17 protein-coding genes, 1 tRNA gene and 1 pseudogene are annotated in these 24091 nt (G+C 61.1%); 14 read left to right on the top strand and 5 right to left on the bottom strand.

The genetic code is table 11. The features are described from left to right. Positions 1 to 31 precede the first annotated feature (31 nt). From ychF to HMPREF2978_RS11775, 4 genes and pseudogenes are all read left to right on the top strand, one after another. Positions 32 to 1117, top strand: a complete 1086-nt coding sequence (gene ychF, locus HMPREF2978_RS11785) for a redox-regulated ATPase YchF (protein ID WP_010187319.1) — start codon at positions 32 to 34, stop codon at positions 1115 to 1117. A gap of 30 nt (positions 1118 to 1147) precedes the next feature. Beyond that, positions 1148 to 2362 carry an amidohydrolase gene (locus HMPREF2978_RS11780; RefSeq protein ID WP_070529088.1) on the top strand — a complete coding sequence of 405 codons (1215 nt, stop codon included), beginning with the start codon at positions 1148 to 1150 and terminating at the stop codon, positions 2360 to 2362. A 119-nt stretch (positions 2363 to 2481) separates the two neighbouring features. Then, positions 2482 to 2565, top strand: a pseudogene (locus HMPREF2978_RS13490) (peptidase C56); the annotation flags it as partial. 227 nt (positions 2566 to 2792) lie between these two features. Beyond that, entirely contained in the window at positions 2793 to 3704 is a 912-nt protein-coding gene (locus HMPREF2978_RS11775) for a cation diffusion facilitator family transporter (protein WP_070529085.1), read from the top strand. Here HMPREF2978_RS11775 and HMPREF2978_RS11770 read toward each other — a convergent pair. After that, positions 3690 to 4652 carry a winged helix DNA-binding domain-containing protein gene (locus tag HMPREF2978_RS11770; RefSeq protein ID WP_070745684.1) on the bottom strand — a complete coding sequence of 321 codons (963 nt, stop codon included), beginning with the start codon at positions 4650 to 4652 and terminating at the stop codon, positions 3690 to 3692. The genes HMPREF2978_RS11775 and HMPREF2978_RS11770 overlap by 15 nt on opposite strands. A gap of 11 nt (positions 4653 to 4663) precedes the next feature. Beyond that, entirely contained in the window at positions 4664 to 6211 is a 1548-nt protein-coding gene (locus HMPREF2978_RS11765) for a succinic semialdehyde dehydrogenase (protein ID WP_070745682.1), read from the bottom strand. A gap of 90 nt (positions 6212 to 6301) precedes the next feature. On the opposite strand from HMPREF2978_RS11765, the gene HMPREF2978_RS11760 reads away from it, so the two are divergent. From HMPREF2978_RS11760 to HMPREF2978_RS11745, 4 genes are all read left to right on the top strand, one after another. After that, the gene (locus tag HMPREF2978_RS11760; RefSeq protein ID WP_070745679.1) at positions 6302 to 7474 is read left to right on the top strand and encodes an alanine racemase; all 1173 of its coding nucleotides are present in this window, start codon (positions 6302 to 6304) and stop codon (positions 7472 to 7474) included. Continuing rightward, positions 7471 to 8754 carry a D-arabinono-1,4-lactone oxidase gene (locus tag HMPREF2978_RS11755; RefSeq protein WP_070530501.1) on the top strand — a complete coding sequence of 428 codons (1284 nt, stop codon included), beginning with the start codon at positions 7471 to 7473 and terminating at the stop codon, positions 8752 to 8754. Before HMPREF2978_RS11760 ends, HMPREF2978_RS11755 begins: the two co-directional genes overlap by 4 nt. 101 nt (positions 8755 to 8855) lie before the next feature. Further along, positions 8856 to 10046, top strand: coding sequence for an MFS transporter (locus HMPREF2978_RS11750; RefSeq protein WP_070745676.1), 1191 nt, complete (start codon positions 8856 to 8858; stop codon positions 10044 to 10046). A 267-nt stretch (positions 10047 to 10313) separates the two neighbouring features. Further along, the gene (locus HMPREF2978_RS11745; protein WP_070745674.1) at positions 10314 to 11594 is read left to right on the top strand and encodes an HNH endonuclease signature motif containing protein; all 1281 of its coding nucleotides are present in this window, start codon (positions 10314 to 10316) and stop codon (positions 11592 to 11594) included. Positions 11595 to 11814: 220 nt separating this feature from the next. Here the strand turns inward: HMPREF2978_RS11745 and HMPREF2978_RS11740 are convergent, their stop codons facing one another. Continuing rightward, the gene (locus HMPREF2978_RS11740; protein ID WP_070597044.1) at positions 11815 to 13185 is read right to left on the bottom strand and encodes a dicarboxylate/amino acid:cation symporter; all 1371 of its coding nucleotides are present in this window, start codon (positions 13183 to 13185) and stop codon (positions 11815 to 11817) included. Between the two features lie 117 nt (positions 13186 to 13302). Then, a complete protein-coding gene (locus HMPREF2978_RS11735) occupies positions 13303 to 14373 on the bottom strand; it encodes a lipoate--protein ligase family protein (RefSeq protein ID WP_070529063.1) in 1071 nt (356 codons plus the stop codon). 86 nt (positions 14374 to 14459) lie between these two features. Between HMPREF2978_RS11735 and fdnG the strand changes: the two genes are divergently transcribed. Genes fdnG through nrfD form a run of 3 tightly spaced genes read left to right on the top strand, consistent with a single transcriptional unit; the run spans position 14460 to position 19876 of the window. Then, on the top strand, positions 14460 to 17732 hold the full coding sequence (fdnG, locus tag HMPREF2978_RS11725; RefSeq protein WP_232770869.1) for a formate dehydrogenase-N subunit alpha: 3273 nt from the start codon (positions 14460 to 14462) through the stop codon (positions 17730 to 17732). Between the two features lie 9 nt (positions 17733 to 17741). After that, positions 17742 to 18785 carry a 4Fe-4S dicluster domain-containing protein gene (locus HMPREF2978_RS11720; protein WP_070524873.1) on the top strand — a complete coding sequence of 348 codons (1044 nt, stop codon included), beginning with the start codon at positions 17742 to 17744 and terminating at the stop codon, positions 18783 to 18785. Beyond that, positions 18782 to 19876, top strand: a complete 1095-nt coding sequence (gene nrfD, locus HMPREF2978_RS11715; protein ID WP_070524875.1) for an NrfD/PsrC family molybdoenzyme membrane anchor subunit — start codon at positions 18782 to 18784, stop codon at positions 19874 to 19876. The genes HMPREF2978_RS11720 and nrfD overlap by 4 nt, the downstream gene beginning before the upstream one ends. Here nrfD and selD read toward each other — a convergent pair. After that, on the bottom strand, positions 19866 to 20843 hold the full coding sequence (gene selD / locus HMPREF2978_RS11710) for a selenide, water dikinase SelD (protein WP_070524877.1): 978 nt from the start codon (positions 20841 to 20843) through the stop codon (positions 19866 to 19868). The two genes, nrfD and selD, sit on opposite strands and share 11 nt — an antisense overlap. A gap of 35 nt (positions 20844 to 20878) precedes the next feature. Between selD and HMPREF2978_RS11705 the strand changes: the two genes are divergently transcribed. The 3 genes from HMPREF2978_RS11705 to selB all read left to right on the top strand — a co-directional run bounded on the left by HMPREF2978_RS11705 (position 20879) and on the right by selB (position 24072). After that, a tRNA-Sec gene (locus tag HMPREF2978_RS11705) sits at positions 20879 to 20973 on the top strand. 24 nt (positions 20974 to 20997) lie between these two features. After that, positions 20998 to 22281 (top strand): L-seryl-tRNA(Sec) selenium transferase, encoded by a 1284-nt coding sequence (gene selA / locus HMPREF2978_RS11700; RefSeq protein WP_198531058.1) that lies wholly within the window; start codon positions 20998 to 21000, stop codon positions 22279 to 22281. After that, positions 22282 to 24072 (top strand): selenocysteine-specific translation elongation factor, encoded by a 1791-nt coding sequence (gene selB, locus HMPREF2978_RS11695; RefSeq protein ID WP_070529050.1) that lies wholly within the window; start codon positions 22282 to 22284, stop codon positions 24070 to 24072. The last annotated feature ends 19 nt before the right edge of the window (positions 24073 to 24091 follow it).

Here is a 24091-nt window from a genome sequence, read left to right as displayed (position 1 = left end):
AAAAGATTCGGGGTGCGTTAGGATTGGCCCCGTGAGTCTTACACTTGGAATCGTCGGCCTGCCCAACGTGGGCAAGTCCACTTTGTTTAATGCCCTGACCCGTTCTGACATCTTGGCGGCGAATTACCCGTTTGCCACCATTGAGCCCAATGTCGGTCTCGTTGAGCTTCCCGATTCCCGCCTGAACCGCCTTGCGGAAATCTTCAGCTCCGAGCGCATCCTGCCGGCCACCGTGTCCTTCGTGGATATCGCCGGCATTGTGGAAGGCGCTTCCAAGGGCGAAGGCATGGGTAACGCCTTCCTCGCCAACATCCGTGAAGCTGACGCCATCTGCCAGGTGGTTCGTGCCTTCGCTGATGAAAACGTGATCCACGTCGACGGTGAGGTCAACCCGGCGCACGACATCTCCGTTATTAATACTGAGCTCATCCTCGCGGACCTCCAGACCATTGAGAAGGCCCTGCCGCGCTTGGAAAAGGAAGCCCGCAAGAACAAGGACTTGGCAGAGACCGTGGAGGAGACCAAGAAGGCCCAGGCCATCTTGGAGGATGACCGGACCCTCTTCGCTGCTTCCAAGAACAACGAGATCGACCTCGCGCTTCTGCGCGAGCTGCACCTCATGACCGCGAAACCCTTCCTCTACGTCTTCAACTCGGATGAGGCCGTGCTCACCGATGACGCCAAGAAGGAGGAGCTGCGCCAGCTCGTCGCCCCTGCGGAATGCGTCTTCCTCGATGCCCAGACCGAAACCGACCTCCTGGAGCTCGACGAGGCGGAGGCCCTGGAGCTGCTCGAGTCGGTAGGCCAGGAGGAGCCCGGCTTGGCGACGTTGGCCAAGGCCGGCTTCGCCACTCTCGGCCTGCAGACCTACCTGACTGCCGGCCCGAAGGAGGCCCGCGCGTGGACCATTAAGCAAGGCTCTGCAGCACCGCAAGCAGCCGGCGTTATCCACACCGACTTTGAGAAGAAGTTCATCAAGGCCGAAATCGTCTCCTTCGATGACTTGGACGCCGCCGGCTCCATGGCGGAAGCCCGCAATGCTGGCAAGGTGCGCCAAGAGGGCAAGGAGTACATCATGCAGGACGGCGACGTCTGCGATTTCAAGATCGGCGGCTAACCGTGCGCTCATAGCGCGTAGGCTGTGGGCATGAGTATTGCCCACATCCTAGATCGCGCAGCAGAGGCCACGCAGTGGCAAGAAGCCCTCTACAAGGATTTGCACCAGCATCCTGAGCTCAGCATGGAGGAGGAGCGCACCCGCGGCGTTATCGCGGATAAGCTCCGGGAGTTTCCTGGAGTTGAGGTGCTGGAATTCGGCGGGGGAGTCGTCGGCATCCTCCGAAACGGCGAAGGCTCGACGGTCCTAGAGCGCGCCGATTTCGACGGCTTGCCCATCACCGAGGACACCGGCTTGGACTACTCCGCTACGGGCGAGGCAATGCATGCCTGTGGTCACGATGCCCACGTGGCCGGGTTACTCGGCGCCACCGAGGCGCTGGCCAAGGCGACCGATGCGTGGTCCGGTACATTCGTCGCCCTTTTCCAGCCGGGCGAGGAAACCGCGGAGGGCGCGCAGTCCATGGTGGATGCAGGGCTCACCGATAAAGTCCCCACGCCTGATGTGGCCTTTGGCCAGCACATCTTCATTGATAAGAACGCCCCAGCCGGCAGCGTACTGATTGCGCCCGGCCCAGTCTTGTCTACAGCGACCTCACTCACGGTCACCGTTTATGGTCACGGTTCCCACGGCTCGATGCCGCACCTCAGCGTCGATCCTGTGGTGCTGGCCAGCTCCATCGTTCTGCGGCTGCAAACAATTGTCTCCCGTGAGGTCGATCCGCACCAGTTCGCCGTGTTGACCGTTGGGGCACTGCAGGCGGGCTCGAAGGCAAACATCATCCCGGACTCGGCGACCCTGCGCATCAACATCCGTGCTTATGATGAGGATGTCAGGGCTCAAATCGTTGAGGCGATTCACCGCATTGTGAAGGCAGAGTGCCGGGCAGCGATGTCCCCGCGCGAGCCAGAGTTTGCGCAGAGTGATAATTACCCCCTCACCGTCAACGATGAAGACGTGACTGAAAAGGTGCGCGCGCAGCTTATCGACGTCCTCGGCAGCGACAATGTTCTCGACATGGAGCCGTGGACGGCGTCCGAAGATTTCTCACGCATCCCCGATGCCTTTGGCGCTCCCTATTGTTTCTGGGGCTTCGGCGGGCGTACCGATGGCGCATCAATTCCCAACCACAACTCGCGATTTGCTCCGGAGCTGCAGCCGACGCTCACCACGGCGACGCAGGCTCTCATCGCCGCTGCTTACGCCTATCTGGGTAATCAGCGTAAGGATGTCCTTAAGGAGTAGCTGGGAACATGGGGCGGTCGACATGCTGCCCGCGCACCCAACTCGAAAGCGTTCGGGTGTAGCGACGTGGTAGGCGAGTTCTCTCCGCTGGAGGCAGTCAAGAAGGCAGGCGCTGCCTGGGTCTGGTTTCCTCCCGTACCCCGGACGATCTCCCAGCCTTCAACGCTAAGTTGGTTGAGGAATTCGCAGAGGGCCAGCACTAAACCTTATGTTTAGTAAAGCCGCGGGTGCGCAACCCGCGGCTTTTGCGTCTTGCTTCCGCTGTAAGGCCTCTATAATGTTAGATATTCCTGAAGGGGAGTAGTTCCCTCGGATACTTTCCGAGATGCCTGGTCGACATACTGGCTTTTCCGCCCGGCCAGCCAGCGTTTGCACAGCCTGCGGCGTGAACGAGACCTTCGGTCCGCACCCGAACCGAAGGAGTTTTCACTTGTCTTCTCTTAGCTCAGAGCAACTGCTGCTCGAGCGCTTTATGAAGCTCTCTATCGCCACCGCAGTGGCCACGATTGCGCTCAAGGTCATCGCTTCCGCGGTGACGGGATCGGTGGGCTTTCTTTCCGACGCCCTCGAATCCGGCGTTAACCTCGTCGCCGCCGTTGTGGGGTTTGTGGCTATCAAAATTGCGGCAAAGCCGGCCGATGCGAACCATCAGTTCGGTCACGGCAAGGCCGAGTATGTGTCCGCGCTGGTCGAGGGTGTGATGATTTTCGTCGCTGCAGCGATGATTATCTACATGGCCATTCGCCGTTTTCTGGATCCGCAGCCGCTGGAGCAGCCTGGGCTTGGCCTCCTGCTGTCGCTTGTGGCTTCCTTGCTTAACCTGGGCGTGGGCCTTCTGCTTGTGCGCGCGGGCAGGCAGCATCGTTCGGCCACCTTGCAGGCGGATGGAAAGCACCTGCTTACCGACGTTTGGACGTCCGTCGGCGTCCTCCTTGGCATCGGCGCGGTCAGCCTCACGGATTGGTTGTGGCTCGACCCAGCCATCGCGTTTGCCGTGGGCCTCAATATTTTGTGGACGGGCTACAAGCTGCTCAAAGAATCACTGAGCTCCCTGTTGTCGGAGTCCCTGCCTAAGGAAGAGCACGCCCAGCTGGACGCGCTTCTCAATGAGCTGGAGGACCACCACCAGGTCTCCTTCACCTCACGCCGCACGGTCGCGGCAGGGCGCCAGCGCCTTGTTTACCTCACCATGGATGTTCCCGGCGAGTGGACGGTACTGCACTCGCACACAATCGCCGACCGCATCGAAGACGCCATCGATGAGCTTTTTCCCGGTGCGGAAGTGTTTATCCATGTCGAGCCCGAAGGAACGGTTCATCGCCGCATCCTACGGATGCCGTAGGCTGGCCACGCCGCGTCCGCCTTCCATGACCCACGGCCAACTGAGGCCATTTCGAGTGAGGACGTTTGCTCGGATCTCATCGGGCACGATCCAATCCTTGTTGGCATAGCCCAGCAGGTATTCGTCGAAGGCAGGGAGTTCGAGCCGGATTTTTAAGGCACCGTCGATTTCGCTCGCGGTGACATCCTCCTGCCAGCCCGCCATCCACAGTCTCTGCCCATCATGGTTAACGGTCGTGGCCTCCGTGCTCGCAAGAGCCTTGGCGGCCTGGGACTTGCTGAGCTTGGACCATGTTTGGAGGTCGGCTACGGACACGGGGCCATGGCCTTCGACATAGCGCTGGGCCAGCTCAGTAAGCGGTTCCTCCGGCTCGCGCTGGACGGTAGGTAGCGCATCGACATGGAGGAAGGTCTCTTGGTTGCCAGCTTTTGGGCCCTGGACTAGGTCACCTGCCCCGCCGAAGGCACGCAATAAGTGGGAGCCGCGACCATCTGTGGGATCCACGCCTGTCTCGGCGAAAAGCTCGTAGACCTCCGCGCGAGTGAGAGGCTCGGTGGTTGCGCCATGTAGTGCTTCCGAAGCTGCTGCCACCATGTCCTCGCTGAGCCCCAAGCTCGGTCGCCGGGATTTCTGGCTGGAGGCCACGCGCGGATAGAGCAAGCGGGACATCCAACGGACGTCGGCAGCCGGCATGAAGTGCAGCGTGCCGCGCTGTGGCCAACAGCGCACCACGCGATACCTTTTTATCTCCTCCACAACCTTGTCTTCGTCACACCCGGCGCGCAGGGAGAGTGCACGAACGCCGGCATCGTAGGTCTGACCCTGCAGGGCGAGGAGATGCTCAGCGACGTCCAGCGCCGAGGCGAGCGATGGCCTCGCGGCCGATGGGGCGAGGCCTTGAGCAATGAGCCGGCGGGCTAGAAGCTCGTCGCGGTTAAGTTCCTTCATGGCTGTCTAGATTAGAGCCGGAAGGTCTTCATCAGCTGCATGCCCGTCGATACCAGCTGGCGGAAGCGTTCCGGCGAGATGTACTCCGACGGCGCAAGCGGGTGCAGGCGCTGCTCGGCCACGGTTCGCTCGTTGGCCCACAGTCGCATGCCGGTAATGCCGTGGCGGTGATTGAGGCCAGACTCCTTGACGCCTCCACCGGGGGTGGCGATGGAGCCATAGGCGGCGGCGAAGCCTTCGTTGATGTTGACCATGCCGGCCTCCAGCTGGGAGGCAACCTTCCACGCGCGGCGGGAGTTTCCGGACCACACGGAGGCAGAAAGACCGTAGGTGGTCTCATTGGCGCGCTGGATGGCCTCGGCATCAGAGCTCACCGCATACACCGCCAGTACTGGGCCGAAGGTTTCGGTGGCATAGAGATCCATCTCTGGGGTCACGCCGGTCAGCACGGTGGGCTCGTAGAAGAAGGGGCCGAGGTCCGGTCGAGCCTTTCCGCCGTAGACCACGGTGGCTCCCTTGGACACGGCGTCTTCGACGTGGGCTTGAACGGCATCGAGCTGGCGTTGCGAGGTCAGCGAGCCGATGGTGGCAGCATCGGAGAATGCCGCCCCGAGCACTTGCTGGTCCAGTGCATTTGTGAGTTCTGCGAGGAACTCCTCAAAGACGCTCTCGTGGACATAGGCGCGCTCGGCGGACATGCAGAGCTGCCCGGAGGAAGAGAATGCGGTGCGCACGGTACCTTGGGCGGTGGACTTAAGGGGGGCGTCGTCAAGCACCAGCATCGGGTTCTTGCCGCCCAGCTCCAGCATGGTGGGGATGAGGCGCCCCGCAGCCTGGGTAGCGATGGACTTACCGGCCTTGGTGGAACCGGTAAAGGAGAGCCCATCCACCAGCGGAACCAGGGCATCACCCACCTCCGCCCCGCGGCCGGGAACCAGCTGCCAAGCGGCCTCCGGAAGGCCCGCCTCAATGGCTAGGCGTCGCAGTAGAATCGCTGTCAGCGTGGTCTGAGAATCCGGCTTGTGGACCACGGCATTACCAGCAGAAAGGGCCGCCAGAACATCGCCCACACCGAGGGACAGAGGATAGTTCCACGGAGAGATAAGTCCCACCACGCCCAGCGGGTAGTGCTGGGTGCGCGTTTTAGTCAGCACGGGAAGCGCGCCGGGGTGGCGGTCGTTTCCGAAAGCCTTGCGGATGTTGACGGCGTAGAAGCGCGCACAGTTATACAGATCCATCAGCTCGTCATAAGCATGGGAGCGGGATTTGCCGTTCTCGGCTTGGATGAGGTCGAGAATGAGCTCCTCGTTCTCGTGGACGAGGTCGTGCAGGCGCAGCAGGATGGCGGCGCGGTCACCTTGGCCAACGCCGGTACGCGCATAGGTGACTGTCTTCTCGACGTCCCCGGCGGTGGCGACGGGGAAGCTAAAGAGCTCCTCACCGCTAAATGGCGCGTGGGCCTGGTGCTGCTCACCCGTGCCGCGCACATCGCGGGCGGGGTCCGTGTCCAAGAAATTGAGCACTCGCTGGGGCAGACAGGTCTGAGTGAAGGTCTTCATGCGGTCTATTGTCCCAAAAATATGTGATGGCGCTATGAGTCTTTCGAGATTTGTCTCACAAACTAAACTAGTTGTGGTTAGGATGACGCTATGCCAATCCTCGTGACCACTCCACAGGCCCAGGTACGCGCGGCCGTTGAGCCGCTCGTCAGATCAGGAGAAAGCCCAGCGCCCGTGGGCGTTATTGACCTCGCCGCGTTTGACTACAACGCTGCGCAGATGCCGACTCGTGCCGGAGGACTGCCGATCCGCGTGGCCTCGAAGTCAATACGCAGCGTGGCGGCACTTCGCCGTGCCCTCGAGCATGAGGGATACCGGGGTATCCTCGCGTATTCCGTTCCAGAGGCGCTGCATCTGGTGGGAGAGGGCTTCCGTGACATCGTGGTGGCCTACCCGAGCGTCAATCGGAAGGCTCTGCGTGAGCTCGCAGCGGATGACACTGCGTGCGAGGCCATCACCATCATGGTGGATAGTGCTGAGCTCCTAGACCTGCTTGAGGGTTCCCTGCGCGTGGCCATTGACATAGACTGCACCCTCCATTTGCCGGGTGCGGTTATCGGCCCGCGGCGCTCGCCCGTGCGCACACCGGAACAGGTCTCAGCGCTAGCCCATGAGATTCTTCGCCGCGGGCACCGGCTTGTCGGACTCATGGCCTATGAAGGGCAGGTGGCCTCCGTCGCGGATGGCCTGCCAGGTCCGGTGGGGGCGGTCAAGCGCTGGTTGCGTTCGAAGTCCATGGCTGACCTTGCCCCGCGGCGCCGAGCCTGCGTGGCGGCCGCGCGGGAGGTGGCGGACATCGAATTCGTCAACGGCGGTGGCACGGGCAGCCTCCAGGAATCCGCGGCCGAGGGAACTTTGACCGAGCTGGCCGCTGGCTCCGGCTTCTATACGCCAGCGATCTTCGATGATTTCACTGGCATTAACCACAAGGCGGCCGCGTTCTTCGTCTGCCAAGTATCCCGTGTGCCCGCGCCGGGCTGGGCCACGGTCAACTCCGGCGGCTGGATCGCCTCCGGCCCTCCCGCGAAGGATCGCGTCCCCGTACCGGTGTGGCCGGCGGGCCTTAGCTACTCCAGCACGGAGGGTGCCGGTGAGGTACAGACTCCGCTGCGCGGGGCTGACCTGAGCGTCGAGGACCTGGTGTGGTTCCGCCACGCCAAGGCGGGGGAGATGACAGAAAACGTCGACCGCCTCCTCGCCGTCGGGCACGACGGCGTTGATGTATGGGACACCTATAGAGGACAAGGATGGACACTCCGATGACAACCACATTTAGCAATTGGGCAGGTTCGGTTGCTGCGAAACCGCAGGAGTTTGTACAGCCCTCCCGCATAGACGAGATCCCCGGAATTATTAGCCGCTCCCGCAGCGTGCGTGCGGTGGGCGCCGGCCACTCCTTCACTCCCATCGCGGCAGGGGAGGAGACGATGCTCAACCTAGACCACGTGAGTGGGCTGGTGAGCGTCGATAAGCAGCGCAAACGCGTCCGGTTCCTGGCCGGCACTCGCTTGCGGGATGTGCCTAGGCTCCTGCGCCCGTTTGGGCTTGCCCTGGCTAACCAGGGCGATGTGGACCCGCAATCGCTGGCGGGTGCGATTTCGACCTCGACCCACGGCACCGGCATCAATTACACGGGATTTGCGGGGACGGTCACTGGGCTGACGCTTATCGACGCCGACGGCAACACCCGCACCTATTCCATCGACGAGGACCCGGAGCTCCTGCGCCTCGTAGTCGTCAGCGTGGGCGCGCTCGGCGTGGTCGTCGAAGTTGAAATGCAGTGCGTGGATGCCTTCGACCTGCTGGCTGAGGAGTCTGGCATTGACTTCGATGAGCTGATGGATAATTGGGAGGAGCTCTCCCGCAGCGTCGATCACTTCGAGTCCTATTGGTTCCCGCATACCGACCGCGCCATGGTCAAGGCCAACACGCGCCTCGAACCGAATGGGGAGCGCCGCTCACGGCTTAAGCAGCTTATCGACGACGAGCTCATCGGCAACGGCGCCTTTGCCGCCGCCTTGGCGTTGGGGCGCCTGATTCCGGGAACGATTCCGACCCTTAATAAGTTCGCCACCTCGGTCATTTCTCATAATCGCTACCGTTCCGCCGCCCACGACGTGTTTGTCAGCCCGCGCCGGGTTCGTTTCCACGAGATGGAGTACGCCGTGCCGCTTGCCGACGGCCCCGCCACCGTCCGCGAAATCCGTCGCTTCATCGATGAACAGGACTGGCGCATCGGATTCCCGATGGAGCTGCGCACGACGGCCGCGGATGACGTTGCTCTCTCGACGGCATCTGGCCGTGAGTCGATGTACATTGCATTCCACATTCCGCGTGCGTTGAATCCGCAGGACTACATGCCGAAGCTGGAACCCATTTTCCGCGCGGCCGGTGGGCGCCCGCACTGGGGGAAGATGAACTCCCTGTCCCGGAACGACTTTGCTCAACTTTATACAAGATTTGATGAGTTCTGTGAGCTGCGTGAAGAGATGGATCCGGAGTGGAAGTTTGGTTCATCCTACCTGCGAAAACTGTTCGGGTAGGGGCGTCGTCAAGCGCCGTGCAACCCGTGAATTGGATTCGAAAGTATCTCTGATCTTTGGTAGCGTGTGGAAGTCTTAATTCCATAACGCTATCGAAGAAGGTGTCTCAAACGTCCTCTGAATCCCAGTCCCTCATTACGCCGACATTCGTGTTTGCGTGGTTGGTAAATTTCGCCCAGTTCACGGTCTTCTATCTGCTTGTGACCATCATGGCGCTCTATGCCGTGGAGCAGTTTCAGGCTTCGGATACGGCGGGCGGGTTTGCGTCCAGTGCCTTTGTGGTGGGGGCGACAATTGCTCGTCTCTTCTCCGGTTACATCGTTGACGCGGCTGGGCGAAAACGCTCGTTGGTGGCCTCGCTTATTGTGGTGGCTGTAGCCATGGCGCTGTACATGCCAGCGCACTCGTTGCCGATGCTTTTTGCCGTCCGTATTTTGCACGGCTTCGGTTATGCGGTGGCCTCGACTGCTGTGATGGCAGTGGCGCAATCGGTGATTCCGGACCACCGTCGTGCCGAGGGGACCGGCTACTTCGCCTTGGGGACGACCCTAGCCACTGCCTTTGGTCCAGCGGCTGGTTTGGCGATTGTCCACCAAGCTGGCTATAACATCGTGTTTATGGTGGCGCTGACGCTTACGGTAGTGGCCTTGGGGTTGGGACTCGTCGTCAAGGCACCGGCGCAGGAGCGTCGAAGCGTCTCCTTTTCCTTGGGAAATATCGTGCACCCAGCGGTGGCGCCTTTTGGCGTCTTTATCCTTTTGGTTGGCGTCGCGTACACGGGCATCATTACGTTTCTTAACGGCTACTCCTCCCATGCAGGCTTGGAGAAGGGCGCTAGCTACTTCTTCCTGGCCTATGCGGTGGTGAGCCTCATTCTGCGCTTTGTGCTGGGCAAGCTGCAAGATCGTCGCGGTGACAACATCATCATCTATTCCTCGCTCGTCTTCTTTATTGCTGGCTTGGTAGTCCTTGCTCTGGCTGCAGCTGATTGGCAGATCATTGCTGCGGGTGCCTTGGTGGGCTTTGGTTACGGCTCAATTCTTCCGGCGGGCCAGGCTATCGCCGTGCGCCTGGTGCCGATGCACGAAATGGGTGCGGGGATCTCGACCTTCTTCTTGCTGCTAGACCTAGGTATTGGCTTTGGTCCGATTCTGCTGGGGCAGATCATCTCCGCGGCGGGTTACTCCGTCATGTACTGGATGTTGGCTGCCTTGATGCTGGTGGCCTCGGTGGTCTACTTCTTCGTTCACGGGCGCAAGGACATCGCGCGCGGTGATGTGCGGTACGAATAAATTACTCACTGGCGTCGCGCTTTCCGACGCCCAGTAGATCCCCATGCCCCACGTGCTACCAACAACGCGCGTGGGGCATTATTCGTTTTGTGCCAGTCACCGCTACTGATTAAGGATCGAACGGCCTAGCTAACCCGTGGTGGCTACCCCCGTTTGTAGTAACGACTTGACGTGAATTTACTACTGGCTATAGCCATGTGCGGTGAGGGTTGGTAGAATCATTGTTAGAACATTTCTTCTAACTCATGTTTCTCGGGGGAGACATTCATGACCACCGCCACGCACCCTTCAACCTCCTCTTCTTTCTTCTTCTCAACAACGAATCCGAATAATCCACACGCAATGGCCCGCGCGGCAGCCCGCCGCGCTATCTACAACACCTGGGTTGCTGCTATGCCCAGTCTGCAGGCTGATATCAACACCACCGCTTTAAGCTTGGTGGCTGCCTGGTCACTGCCCGAAGGTCATATCAAAGCAGGTCTGCGTGCTATCCACCGGCTTGATAGCCTGCCGAAAGTCAAACACCTGCAAGACACCCACTGCCTGCTGGACATCGAGTTCTTGATTGCTATTGACCAACCCATGTCAGCACTAGCCGGCTTGACTGCTGAAACCCTGGATTTTATCGACACCATCCTGGCCGACTTCTTCACCCCCACTAAGGCGAATCAGGCTTTTCCTACCCGTAGCCAAATCAGGCGTAAAGTCCGCGATATTTGTAAAACCCTGGATGACTCCATTGCTTTTCGTGATACCCGCCCCAAAGACACCTACCGCTTTTCTTCTAATGGCACCTCTGCGTGGCTGGAACTCCAGGTTGGGGAAGATACCGGCATTAAACTCGATGCCTTCATCCACCAAACCGCTGCCAAGCACGACCTGACGATTCCGGATGCTGTCAAGAAACTGCTGTCCGGTGAGATTGAGCCTCCAGCTGCTGTGGTGCTACACACCTATCAGGCCTGCGATATTGAGAATGCCCCAACCTTTATTGAAGGCTTCGGCTGGCGGCAAGAGCCCATGCCGCATGATAAAACCCGGGATCTAACCGGCGATGTAGCCGAAGCAGACGGCTACCAACCGGGCCTGATTATGCGCAAACATGTCGAAGGCCGCGACGGGACCTGCCGGGTCGGCGGGTGTGAGAAACCAGCCTTTCTTACCCAGCTTGACCACCGGCACAACTGGGCTGAAGGCGGGCCAACACATCCGAAAAACCTGGCATGTTTATGCCAAGGACACCACAACATGAAAACCGATGGCACCTTAAAGTACCTGCTGGACCCCTACAGTGGGGATGTTATCTGGCTTTTCGCTGACGGTACCTGGACTATCAACGAAGCAGAAGGCCCCCTGGCACCAAAACAGAAACGGTGGGCGCAAACAGTCGCCCAACACATCACCGCCACCAGGAAACGTGTGCGCGAAGAAGCCCAACACCTCAAACAAGAACTCGACGACTACGCACAACAACAAGCCAAAACCAAAGCCAACACCGAAGCCGAAACCCAGACCAACACCGACAACGGCGAGGACATCCCCTTCTAAACCCCGTCGATTCAAACGACGACGATAACGAAGAACAGGGGCCTAGCCCTCGTCGAATCAAACGACGACACCACTCCAAACAACCGAAAGGACAAGAAACCAAGAACACACCCACCGTCGAAAAGAACGACGGGTAAAGCCCTTCGCCTGGGGCAGAAATACCAAAGCCTTCCTACACGGCTCTTGCGTGTTAGGAAGGCTTGGGGAGGGGCAGGAAGAGTTATGCAGTCGTGTTGACCGGCTGTGTCTCGGGCTCGTCTGCGTCTTGGTCCTCGTTCATTATGTGTGAGACTCCGTTACCAGCAGCATCCCAGACGGCTTCGTCTTGAATGCCGGCGCGCTTGGCCACGATGGTGGCACACAGTGATTGGCCGGTGACGTTGACGGCGGTGCGTCCCATATCAATGATGGGTTCGATGGCCAGCAACAGACCCACGCCGGCGAGCGGAAGGCCCAACGTGGAGAGCGTCAGCGTCAGCATGACGGTAGCGCCGGTCGTGCCGGCGGTTGCTGCGGAACCAATGACGGAAACGAAGATGATGAGCAGGTACTGGGTGAAGGAGAGATCAACGCCGTAGAACTGTGCAATGAAGATGGCGGCGATGGCCGGGTAGACGGAAGCGCAGCCGTCCATCTTCGTGGTAGCGCCCAGCGGAATGGCGAAGGAGGCGTATTCGCGGGGTACGCCCATGGCCTTTTCCGTAAAGCGCTGGGTAACTGGCATGACGCCCATGGAGGAACGGGTGACGAAGCCAAGGGAAAAGACGGGCCAGACTCGCTTGTAGAAGCCAACTACCGGGATCCGGTTGAATGCGAGCACGGCGGGGTAGACCACGAAAATTACAAGTGCAAGGCCCACATACATCGCGAGGACGAACTTGCCCAAGGAGCTAAGCGCGTCCCAACCATAGGTGGCCACGGCTTTGCCGATGAGGGCGGCGGTGCCAATCGGGGCAAGGCGGATGATCCACCAGAGGACCACCTGGATGACCTTGAGGAAAGATTCGGTGAAGTGCAGGAAGGGATCGGCCGCCTTGCCAGCCTTGACCGCGGCGATGCCCAGCACAAGGGAAATGACAAGGAGCTGAAGGGCACCGAAGCTGAGGGAGATTTCATCTTCGCTCAGCGAAGCGGTGAGACCGAAGAAGTTGGCGGGGACAAGTTGCTGGAGGAAAGCGGTCCAGGAGCCGATGTGGGATGGGTCGGCGGCGGTGGAAGCATCGACAGTTGTGCCTACGCCCGGCTTCATCACGAGGGCGACGAGAATGCCAGCCAAGACGGAGAAGAAGGCCGTAATGGCAAACCAGACCAGAGTAGAGATCGCCAGCGAGGCGGCGTTAGCCACCTTGCGCAGGTTGGCAACCGAGGTGACGACAGCCGCGAAGATGAGCGGCGGGACCATCACCTTGAGTAATTGGACGTACGCGCCGCCGACGCCGGACAGGGTATCGGAGAGCCACTCGGACTCCATGCCGGAGGCGATGAAGCCGAGAATAAGGCCGATGATGAGACCGGCGATAACTTGGGCGCCAAAGCCGGTGGCCCACGAGGGCAGCGTGCGTGAGGATGCACGAGAGGAAGTGTCTGACACGAGATTTTCCTTCTAGACAGTGTTGTATAGAAATGGACCATTTAGTTCGGTACGATCATACCGATCGGTTCACTTGAACTTATAACACCGTACGCTGCCCAGAAATTCCCCCGCAAATTATGGGATACGCTTGGTCCATTCATCGTTGAGGAATTTGGTGTCGACGAGGTGGCGGGCGGCGGCGAGGGAGTCGTCGGAAAGCTCGGCGTCGATGGCGCCATAGCGGGTGGCGAACTCGCGCGCCATGGTCTCGATGATCTCCTCGCGGGGCACGCCAGTCTGGCGGCGGAGCGGGTCGACGCGCTTCTTTGCGCTGGCAAGACCCTTGGACGAGACCTTGACCTTGCCGATGCGCAAGACCTCCATCATCTTGTCCGCATCGATGTCATAGCTCATCGTGGTGTGATGCAGTACCGCGCCCTTACGGCGCTTCTGGGCGGCGCCGCCAATCTTGCCGCCGTCCGAGGTGATGTCATTAATCGGCACGTACCATGCATTGACGCCAAGCTTGTTCAGCGCCGCGAGCACCCACTGGTCCAGGTATTCGTAGCTGGCCTCGTAGGAATAGCCGGCCACGAGCGACTCCGGGGCGTACAGGGAATAGGTCACGCAATTGCCACCCTCCATGAACATCGCGCCACCGCCGGAGATTCGGCGCACCGGAACAATGCCGTGCTTGTCGACGCCCTCCTGATCCAGCTCATTGGCATAGGACTGGTAGGAACCGAATACGACGGCACGATCTTCCCATTCCCAAAATCGGAGCGTGGGCCCGCGCTTTCCTTCAGCAACTTCGTTGAGGAGAACCTCGTCAAGTGCGACATTTACGGGCGTGGGGAGAACACCTGGGCGCAGGATCTCCCAGTGGTGGTCGGTGAAATCGGTGCCACCAGACAGCGCGCGCTTAACGGTGACGGCAAGGTGGTGGGTGTCAAAGCCATGGAGAGCTACGGGTGAATCGATTCGTGCAAGGGCTGCATCGAGGCGGGACTGGATCTCTTCTGTCGAGGTGGCGGTGGTGGTGCCGACCAAGGCGGGGGCTAGTGCCTCATAGGCCTCCTCAGGCTCGAGGAAGAAGTCGCCGGAAACCTTCGCGGCAGTGACGGTGTTGTCGGTGTCTAAATCGAGGTCAACGACGAGCAACTTGCCGCCGGGGACCTTGAGCTCAAAGTGCTTAGTGTGGTTCATAGTTGTCAGCGTACTCAGCGGTGCTGTTCGGAGAGGCGGGGTAGTGGCAGCTGGAAAACGCTGGGGCAAGCAAGTAGGTTTAAGGTATGTCACGTTTTAGCCCACTGAACTGGCCCGTCGTGCGCCAGATCCGGAACAAGGATGCCTTCGGTCGCGATGTGTCTACGCAGTCGGCTAAGAGCGAAGATCTGCGCGGACGCACCGTAGACGCGGACCGCGTGGTGCAATCGGTGTGCCCCTATTGCGCGGTGGGCTGTTCCCAGCGCGTCTATGTCAAGGATGACAAGGTCATCCAAATCGAGGGCGATCCGGACTCCCCAATTTCCCGCGGGCGTCTGTGTCCTAAGGGCTCGGCCTCTGAGCAGCTCATTAACTCCTCGACTCGCATCACCACGATCAAGTACCGAGCACCCTACGCCACCGAATGGCAGGAGCTCGATGAAGAGACCGCGATGAACATGATCGCGGACCGCTTCGTGGAATCGCGCGCAAGGCACTGGGAGGACGTCGATAAGCAGGGGCGTCCCCTTAACCGCACGATGGGTATCGCTGGGCTGGGCGGTGCGACGCTGGATAATGAGGAGAACTACCTCATCAAGAAGCTGTTTACTGCCACCGGCGCCATTCAGGTGGAAAACCAGGCGCGCATATGACACTCCGCCACCGTTCCTAGTCTAGGAACTTCGTTTGGCCGCGGCGGCGCAACCCAACCGCTGCAGGATATGGCGAATGCGGACTGCATCGTCATCGAGGGTTCTAACATGGCGGAATGCCACCCAGTTGGTTTCCAATGGGTCGTTGAAGCCAAGAAGCGCGGCGCGCGCATTATTCACGTTGATCCGCGTTATACGCGTACGTCTGCCTTTGCGAACCGTCACATCGGTATTCGCGGTGGCACCGACGTGGTGTTGCTCGGCGCGATTATCAAGTACGTGCTGGATAATGACCTGTATTTCCACGATTATGTGGTGAATTACACCAACGCGGCGTCGATAATTTCGCCGGGCTTTAAGGACACCGAGGATTTGGAGGGCCTGTTCTCTGGATACGACGCAGAGAAGGGCAAATATGTCACGGACTCGTGGCAATATGTCCAAAAGCCCGAGGGCTCCTCGTGGAACGTGGAGAAGGACATGACGCTGGAGGACCCGAACACGGTCTTCCAGATTCTCAAGCGCCACTACTCGCGCTACACCCCGGAGATGGTGGAGGAGACCTGCGGTATTTCGCCGGAGGACTTCTACTACTTGGCGGATTCCATTGCGCAGAATTCCAACCCGGAGCGCACGACGTGCTTCGCCTACGCGCTGGGCTTTACCCAGCACACTTTGGGTGCACAGTTCATCCGCACCGCGGCAATCCTGCAGCTGCTCATGGGTAACGTGGGCCGCCCCGGTTCCGGCATCATGGCGCTACGCGGGCATGCTTCGATTCAGGGTTCGACGGATATCCCGACCCTGTTCAACTCGCTTCCGGGCTACCTGCCCATGCCGCATGTGGACCAGGAAACCTGGGCGGATTACCTGGATTCTTTCCGCGCGGCGGACCAGAAGGGCTTCTGGCAATTGGGCGAGAACTACGCGGTCTCGCTCATGAAGTCCTACTGGGGCGATGCTGCTACCAAGGAGAACGACTGGGGCTTTAACCTCATGCCGCGCCTCTCTGGAGCACACTCGACCTATGAGACCTTGCTGGCCATGCTGCGCCATGAGGTAGAGGGCTACTTTGTCTTCGGTCAGAATCCGGCGGTGGCGCAGTCCAACGGTGGTATGCAGCGCCGCGGTCTCGCTTCCCTGAAGTGGCTGGTGGTACGCGACTTCCAAGAGATTGAGACCGCAAGCTTCTGGAAGGATTCGCCGGAGATTAAGAACGGCGAGCTGAAGACTGAGGACATTGCTACTGAGGTCTTCCTCATGCCGGCAGCTACCCACGTGGAGAAGTCCGGAACTTTTACCCAGACTCAGCGCATGGTCCAGTGGCGTTTCCAAGCGGTTCCGCCGCCTGGGCAAGCGCGCAGTGAGGCGTGGTTCTTCTACCAGCTGGGCAAGAAGATTAGGGAGCGCCTCGCGGATTCGACTGATCCGCGCGACCTGCCAATCAAGTCCGTAACTTGGGACTACACCGAAGATGAGCACGGCGATCCGAGCTCGGATGAGATTTTGCGGGAGATCAACGGTTACTATCTCGACGGCCCGAAGAAGGGGCAGCTCTTGCCTGCCTTTACAGAAATGCGTACCGATGGCTCCACCTCCGGCGGTTGCTGGATTTACACCGGTGTGTACAAGGACGGCATCAACCATGCCGCGAAGAAGGTTCCGGGTTCGGAGCAAAACGAGGTTGCTCTCGACTGGGGTTGGGTCTGGCCGGCCAATCGCCGCATCTTGTACAACCGTGCTTCCGCAAAGCCGGATGGAACTCCGTGGTCGGAGCGCAAGAAGTACATCTGGTGGGATGAAGAGCAAGGAAAGTGGGTTGGCGATGACGTGCCCGACTTCCCGTTGACGAAGCGCCCGGACTACGTGGCACCTGTCGACGCCATTGGCCCTGATGCCCTCGATGGCGACGATCCGTTTATCATGCAGGCCGACGGCCTAGGCTGGCTGTTCGCGCCGAAGGGATTGTCTGACGGCCCGCTGCCGACTCACTACGAGCCGCAAGAATCACCGGTACACAATGCGCTGTACAAGCAGCAGCAGTCGCCGACGCGTCTGACAATTAAGCGCGAAGACAACCTCTCCCGCCCGGAGCCGGGGGAGCGCGGTGCTGATGTTTTCCCGTTCGTCTTCTCCACCTATCGCCTGACGGAGATGTATACCTCGGGTGCGATGTCACGCCGCCTGCCTTATTTGGCGGAGCTGCAGCCGGGACTCTTCTGCGAGGTGGACAAGGAGCTGGCCGCCAAGCGTGGATTGGTCAACGGTGAGTGGGCCACCATCGTGTCCCCACGCGGTGTCATCGAGGCACAGGTTCTGGTAACGGACCGCATGGAGATGCTTACTATCAATGGTGAGGACTTCCACCAGATCGGTCTGCCGTATCACTACGGAGAATCGGAGACCACCGAGGTAGCCGGCGATGGCGCCAACGACCTGTTGGGCCTGACCCTGGAACCAAACGTATTCATCCAGAATTCCAAGGTGGGCGCGTGCGATATCCAGCCGGGCCGCCGCCCGCGTGGCGAGGCACGTCTTCAGCTCTTGCACGAGTACCAAGAACGAGCACACCTCACCGTGGACTCCGGCAACCGGATCCTGGATGTTGACGATGCCTTCAGCACTGAGAAAGCAGCTACCGAGGACAACACGGGTGATGATGCGACTGCTGGAAACGTCGCCGACTATGAAGGCAAAGAAAGCTAAGGAGGACCAATGGCTAATCTTTTGACCGAAAAGGCTGATAAGCACGGCTATGAGTCCTATCAGCGCATGGCTTTCTTTACGGATACCTCGATTTGCATTGGCTGCAAGGCCTGCGAGGTGGCGTGTAAAGAGTGGAACCGAAACCCGGTTGAGGGGTACGCGGTCACCGGTGACTCTTATGACAACACTGGTTCGCTGGGCGCCAATACTTGGCGCCACGTGGCCTTCATTGAGCAAAGCAACGAGCGTATTCAACAGGCTCGCGAGGAGGGACGGAAACTTGTTTCGCTAGGCATGCCCAAAGCTTCCGCCCCAAGCATGACCCCGGATACCGATGATTTCCGGTGGTTGATGTCCTCCGACGTGTGCAAGCATTGCACCAACGCTGGATGCTTGGACGTGTGCCCGACAGGCGCGCTGTTCCGTTCCGAATTCGGCACCGTCGTGGTCCAAGATGATGTGTGCAATGGTTGCGGGACATGCGTGGCCGGTTGTCCGTTCGGCGTGATTGAGCGCCGCGATGACGGCGGCGTGACGCTGAAGGCGGATAAAACGGCCACCGTGGACTACCAGGTTCCGGACCACGCGGGCGTAAACGTGTTGGCAAAGCTGAAGCAACTCAAGCCGCAGGGCCCCGACCATACACCGGGACAGGCCATGCCCATTAAGAATCTGGGCGTGGCCCAGAAATGCACCATGTGCTATGACCGCCTGAAAATTGGTGAGCAGCCTGCCTGCGCCAAGACCTGCCCGACGGACTCCATCCAATTCGGCCCCTACGAGGAGATGCTTGCCGCAGCGCGGGAGCGCGTGCGCGTCCTCCACGAGCAAGGGCTGACGGAGGCTCGTCTCTACGGAGCAAACTCGCAAGATGGTGTTGGGGGAACGGGATCAATCTTCTTGTTGCTCGACTCTCCTGAGGTTTATGGGCTGCCGCCGGATCCGCGCGTGCCCACGGCGGATTTGCCGCAGATGTACAAGACCGCAGCGAAAGCTATCGGAGGAATGGCGCTGGCTGTGGCCGGGGCATTCATGTTGGGAGGCCGCAAGTGAGCGAGTTTGATGAGTACCGCCCGCCGCAGGAGCCTAGGCGCAGGCGTGGCGGCGGCAAGAAGCGCCGGCGTGGACGAGTCGGAGCCGGCGCACAGGATGGTTCCAAAGAAGAGCGCATGGCCGAGGACTTCGAGTTCTCCTCGTATTACGGCAAGCCAGTAGTCAAGGCCCCGCCGTGGGAGTGGCCCATCGGCGGCTATTTCTTCCTCGGCGGCGTGGCCGGCGGTTCTGCGATGTTGGCCGCCGGTGCCCAGGCCACTGGGAACGCACCGCTGAAACGCTCGACGCGGTTGACGGCTTTCTCCGCGGCGTCGGTAGGTTCGGTCTTTTTGGTGCTGGACCTCGGCCGCCCAGAGCGCCTGCTCAACATGTTCCGCGTCTTCAAGGTGACCTCGCCGATGTCCATCGGCTCGTGGATCCTGGGCAGCTTCGCTTCCGCCGCGGCCCTGCCCGCGGTCGTGGAAGCGGACGAGCTGGTCGGTGGTGTGCTGCCGGAGCCGCTTCGCCGCCTCCTCAATAAGGCCGCGGGCCCAGCAGGCGCTGTCGCCGGCGTGCTTGGCGGACCGCTGGCGGGTTACACCGCGGTGCTGTTGGCCAACACATCAAACCCGACGTGGAATGACGCGAAGAAGCACCTGCCCTATGTGTTCGTGTCCTCGGCCTCGGCAGCGGCGTCGGGTGCTGTCATGGTCTTTACCCCGGTGGAGAATGCGGGCGCGGCACGAGCGCTCGGTATTACTGCCGCAGCGGCCGATCTGGCCGCGACCCGTGTCATGGAAGCGAACATGGAGCCTGAGCCTCTTCGCCCGCTGCACGAAGGCACGCCCGGGAAACTCATGAAGGCCTCTGAGGCGCTCATCGCCGCGGGTGGGGTGGGAACCGTAATCGCGTCGGCGACAAAGTCGCGCGCGGTGTCGGTGGTATCCGGCGTGGCGCTCATGGCGGGATCCGCGTGCACGCGCTTTGGCGTGCTCAACGCTGGGCTGGAGGCGGTGAAGGATCCGTCGACAAGCATTGGCCCCCAAAAGCGGCGCGCTGAAGCCCGCCGCAGGGCAGAGGGCCTCAGCCATTCGACGGTGACTAGCGGATAGAAATCCGTGCATCGCCCGGCACAGTCCGGCCAATGACTGGGTAGCCGGGAACCTCGCCGATGACGAGGAGTCCACCGGATGTTTGGGCATCGGCGAGGAAAATCAAGTCTTCCTCGCTCAAATCTGTGTCGAGGTGGGGGCGCACCCAATCCAGATTGCGGCGCGAGCCACCCGGGATGAAGCCATCCGCCAAGGCATCCTTGGCACCTTCAATCGCAGGAACAGCTGAGAAGTCCAGCTCTGCGCCTATACCGGAGGCGCGGCACATCTTGTAGAGATGGCCCAGAAGACCAAAGCCGGTGACATCGGTTGCCGCGCGCACCCCGGCCGCCACGGCTGCCGCAGAGGCATCCCGATTAAGCGCGGTCATGGAGTCCACCGCGGCCTGGGAGACCTCACCGGTGGTTTTGTGCTTGTTATTGAGGATGCCCACGCCAATCGGCTTGGTCAGCGTGATGGGAAGTCCAGCTTCGGCGGCGTCGTTGCGCAGGATTTTATCCGGGTGGACGATACCCGTGGCTGCCAAACCATAGGTGGGTTCCGGTGCGGTGATGGAGTGGCCGCCGGTAATGGAGATGCCGGCCTGAGATGCCACGTCCATGCCGCCGCGCAGAACCTCGCGCAAAATGTCGAGACCAAGCACCTCGCGTGGCCAGCCAACCAGGTTGATGGCGGTGATGGGGGTGCCGCCCATGGCGTAGACGTCGGAAAGCGCATTGGCAGCAGCCACGCGGCCCCAGTCATAAGGGTCATTGAGCATCGGCGTGAAGAAATCCGCGGTAGAGATGACCGCCAGGCCGTTGGGGATGCGCACGGCGGAGGCATCGTCGCCGTCGTCAAGCCCGACCAGCACGTTGGGGTCCGCGGTGCCCACGAGGCCCTCCACAGCAGACTCGAGTTCTCCCGGGGGAATCTTGCAGGCGCAACCGCCACCGGCGGCAAAGGACGTAAGTTTAATGTCAGTCATAAGTCCTACTTTAGCCCCGTGTAAGGTGAGCAGACGGAGGCGTACGTGTCCTGGTGGGCGCCCCGGTCTTCAAAACCGGTGAGGCCGAGCATCTCGGTCTGGCAGGTTCGATTCCTGTCCGTCTCCGCCATGTGCGCAGCTAGGAGGAACTTTGATGACTGACCCCCGCCGCTTTATCCCGAAGATGGATGAGATCCTCCAGTACCCGGCGGTGCAGGATGCCCACCACCGCCTGGCGCCGCACTCGGTGCGCGGGATCATCGACGCCGTGCTTGCCGACGCCCGCTCCGGCTCCCTCGCCCCCTCCCAGATTGAGGAGGAGCTGGCCACCAGGCTCGATGCTGTGCAGCCATATTCCTTGCGCCACGTCATCAACGCCACTGGCGTCATCATCCACACGAACTTGGGCAGGGCTCCTTTACCGCCGGCAGCGGTAGATGCGCTAGTGTCCGCGGCATCGTATACGGACGTTGAGATGGATCTGGACAGCGGCCTGCGCTCACGAGATAGGGGCCGCGCGGCCGTTGATGCGGTATTGGCTGCATGCCCCGGCGCGGAGGATGCGCTGATAGTGAACAACGGTGCCTCCGCGCTGCTGTTGGCTACGGCGGCCTTGGCCCCTGGCAAGGAAGTCATCATCTCCCGCGGTGAGCTCATCGAGATTGGCGCGGGATTCCGCTTGCCCGAGCTCATCGAGTCCACGGCCACCCGCTTGCGCGAGGTCGGCGCTACGAACCGCACTCACCTGGCGGACTATGAGCGGGCGATGGGGGAGGACACGGGAGCCATCTTGAAGGTGCATCCCTCCAACTTCCTGATCAGTGGGTTCACTTCTTCGGTATCGGTTGCTGAGCTTCGTGCGCTCACCGACTTGCCGCTCATCGTGGATATCGGTTCGGGGTTGCTTAGACCAGATGACGCGCTGCCGGCAGAACCCTCCGCCAGCGAGGCTCTTCGCGATGGCGCCGACGTTGTCCTCTTTTCAGGGGATAAGCTGCTCGGCGGCCCGCAGGCCGGGGTGCTCGTCGGTGCAAAGGAAGCGATTACTGCGTGCAAGAAAGATCCGTTGGCGCGGGCGGTGCGCATCGATAAGCTACGGCTCAACGCGCTCGAGGCCTCTCTGTCCACGCCCTCCAACGCCGTGCAGGACGCGCTCCACATTGATCCGCAGCGCCACCGCGAGCGCACGGAGAAGGTGGCAGCGGCAGTTGGCGGTGAGGTCGTCGAACACGCCGGACGCGTCGGCGGTGGCGGGGCACCCGAGGTGCCGCTACCGGGGTGGGCCGTGGCGTTGCCAGAGGAGTTGGCACGGCCGTTGCGGTTGGGTGAGCCTCCTGTGGTGGCGCGCGTGAATCAGGGGCGCTGCCTGGTGGATGTGCGGTGTGTGCCGGAGGCACAGGATGCCGAGCTCATCGCGGCATTGCGGGCGGTGATCTAGGTGTATGTAGTGGCCACTGCGGGGCACGTGGATCACGGCAAGTCGAGCCTGGTCAAGGCGCTGACGGGGATGGAACCGGACCGCTGGGAGGAAGAAAAGCGGCGCGGATTGACCATCGATTTAGGATTTGTGTGGACGAGGCTGGGCTCGGGCGCGGACGTCGCATTTGTCGATGTGCCGGGGCACGAGAAGTTCTTGGGCAACATGCTGGCCGGGGTGGGGCCGGCATCGGTGGTTCTCTTTGTGGTGGCGGCCGATGAAGGCTGGCAGGCGCAGTCCACCGATCATCGTGACGCGTTGCGTGCCCTGGGAATCGAGCACGGCGTGGTGGCGCTGACTCGTGCTGATAGGGCTGATACTGCCCGCCGGGCAGAGGTAGCCGCGCAGGTCAAAGCAGAACTGGCTGGAACAGCGCTTGCCGACGCTCCCGTAGTCGAAGTCTCGGCGAAGACCGGCGAGGGCGTGGAGAAGCTGCGTGCCGAACTGGACCGGGTTCTCGCCGGTATGCCCACGTCGGATCCGCAGGCGCGCGTGCGGTTGTGGGTGGATCGCGCCTTCAGCGTGAAGGGCGCTGGAACCGTGGTGACGGGAACGCTGGCGGCCGGGACGGTTTCGGTAGGCGATGGCCTTGAGCTCAGTGGGCAACGCGTCACGGTGCGTGGGGTGCACAGTGAGAACAAGGCAGTGGACAGCGCTGCACCCGTCACGCGCGTGGCGCTCAACTTGCGCGGGGTGGCTGCGGACCAGGTTCATCGCGGAGATGCTTTGCTTAGCCCTGGGTGCTGGCGTGTGCTCGACACCGTGGATGTGCGGCGAACGTTCGGTACTGACATGAGCGAGCTTCCGCAGAACCTCGTGGTGCACATCGGCACCGCGGGAGTGGGCGCGCGGCTGCGGCCTTTAAGAGGTGAGTTCGCGCGGTTGACTCTGGAAAGCCCGTTACCGCTTACTTTGCTCGATAGGTTTGTGGTGCGCAGTCCGGGCGGGCGGCACGTCGTGGCCGGTTTAGAAGTGGTGGATGTGCACCCAGCTGAATTAAATAGGCGCGGTGATGCCAAGAAGCGCGCTGTTGAGCTAGAAGCTTTAGAAGCAACGAACCCGGCCCAGTGGCTCAAGCGCTGTGGCTACGCGGAGCTGCGTGGTCTTGTGCGCGACGGCTTTTCTGTGGCAGAGAAGCCGGCGGGAGTCATTGAGTTCCGCGACTGGTGGATCGCCGCCAGTCAGGTCACTGCGTGGAAAGGGGCTTTGATTCAGGCTGTGGAAGCCCATGCCGAGGCGAATCCGCTCTCCCCGGGGCTGACGAAGGCAGCGGCCATGGATGCACTGGGACTGACCGAGCCGGCCTTGTTAGGCCTAGCGGTAGCAGCTGCCAAGCTCGAGACAGTTGATGGCGTGCTGCGCATGCCCGGGCAGACCGTCGACCTCGGCCCCGCGGAGAGGGGAGTGGCGGAGCTCGAGCGGCGACTGCGCGAGGACCCCTTTGCTGCCCCGGAAGCGGAAGACCTCAAAGAGCTGGGACTGGGACCGAAAGAGCTGGCCGCTGCTGAACGCGCCGGTCGCCTGCTCCGGCTGGCCAACGGTGTGGTGCTTCTGCCTTCAGCTCCGCGCGAGGCACTCGCCGTGGTCTCACAGTTGGAACAGCCCTTCACCCTCTCGGAGGCGCGCAAGGTACTTGGAACGACGCGCCGGGTTGCCATCCCGGTGCTGGAGCACCTCGACGCCACGGGGGCGACGCGCCTAGTCGACGGAAAGCGATTCGTGCGCGCGGCAGGGGCAAAGGAACCAAAGTAACGGCACCATTTGTGGCCGG

Source organism: Corynebacterium sp. HMSC074C01, from assembly GCF_001814605.1.
Lineage (GTDB): Bacteria > Actinomycetota > Actinomycetes > Mycobacteriales > Mycobacteriaceae > Corynebacterium.
This window is presented reverse-complemented; position numbering and strand designations above follow the sequence as displayed.

Excerpts from the sequence above, each read along its gene's own strand:
- HMPREF2978_RS11770 (WP_070745684.1), bottom strand. The coding sequence starts at position 4,652 with ATGAAGGAACTTAACCGCGACGAGCTTCTAGCCCGCCGGCTCATTGCT.
- HMPREF2978_RS11760 (WP_070745679.1), top strand. The coding sequence starts at position 6,302 with ATGCCAATCCTCGTGACCACTCCACAGGCCCAGGTACGCGCGGCCGTT.
- HMPREF2978_RS11755 (WP_070530501.1), top strand. The coding sequence starts at position 7,471 with ATGACAACCACATTTAGCAATTGGGCAGGTTCGGTTGCTGCGAAACCG.
- HMPREF2978_RS11765 (WP_070745682.1), bottom strand. The coding sequence starts at position 6,211 with ATGAAGACCTTCACTCAGACCTGTCTGCCCCAGCGAGTGCTCAATTTC.
- HMPREF2978_RS11780 (WP_070529088.1), top strand. The coding sequence starts at position 1,148 with ATGAGTATTGCCCACATCCTAGATCGCGCAGCAGAGGCCACGCAGTGG.
- HMPREF2978_RS11720 (WP_070524873.1), top strand. The coding sequence starts at position 17,742 with ATGGCTAATCTTTTGACCGAAAAGGCTGATAAGCACGGCTATGAGTCC.
- HMPREF2978_RS11745 (WP_070745674.1), top strand. The coding sequence starts at position 10,314 with ATGACCACCGCCACGCACCCTTCAACCTCCTCTTCTTTCTTCTTCTCA.
- selD (WP_070524877.1), bottom strand. The coding sequence starts at position 20,843 with ATGACTGACATTAAACTTACGTCCTTTGCCGCCGGTGGCGGTTGCGCC.
- HMPREF2978_RS11735 (WP_070529063.1), bottom strand. The coding sequence starts at position 14,373 with ATGAACCACACTAAGCACTTTGAGCTCAAGGTCCCCGGCGGCAAGTTG.
- selA (WP_198531058.1), top strand. The coding sequence starts at position 20,998 with ATGACTGACCCCCGCCGCTTTATCCCGAAGATGGATGAGATCCTCCAG.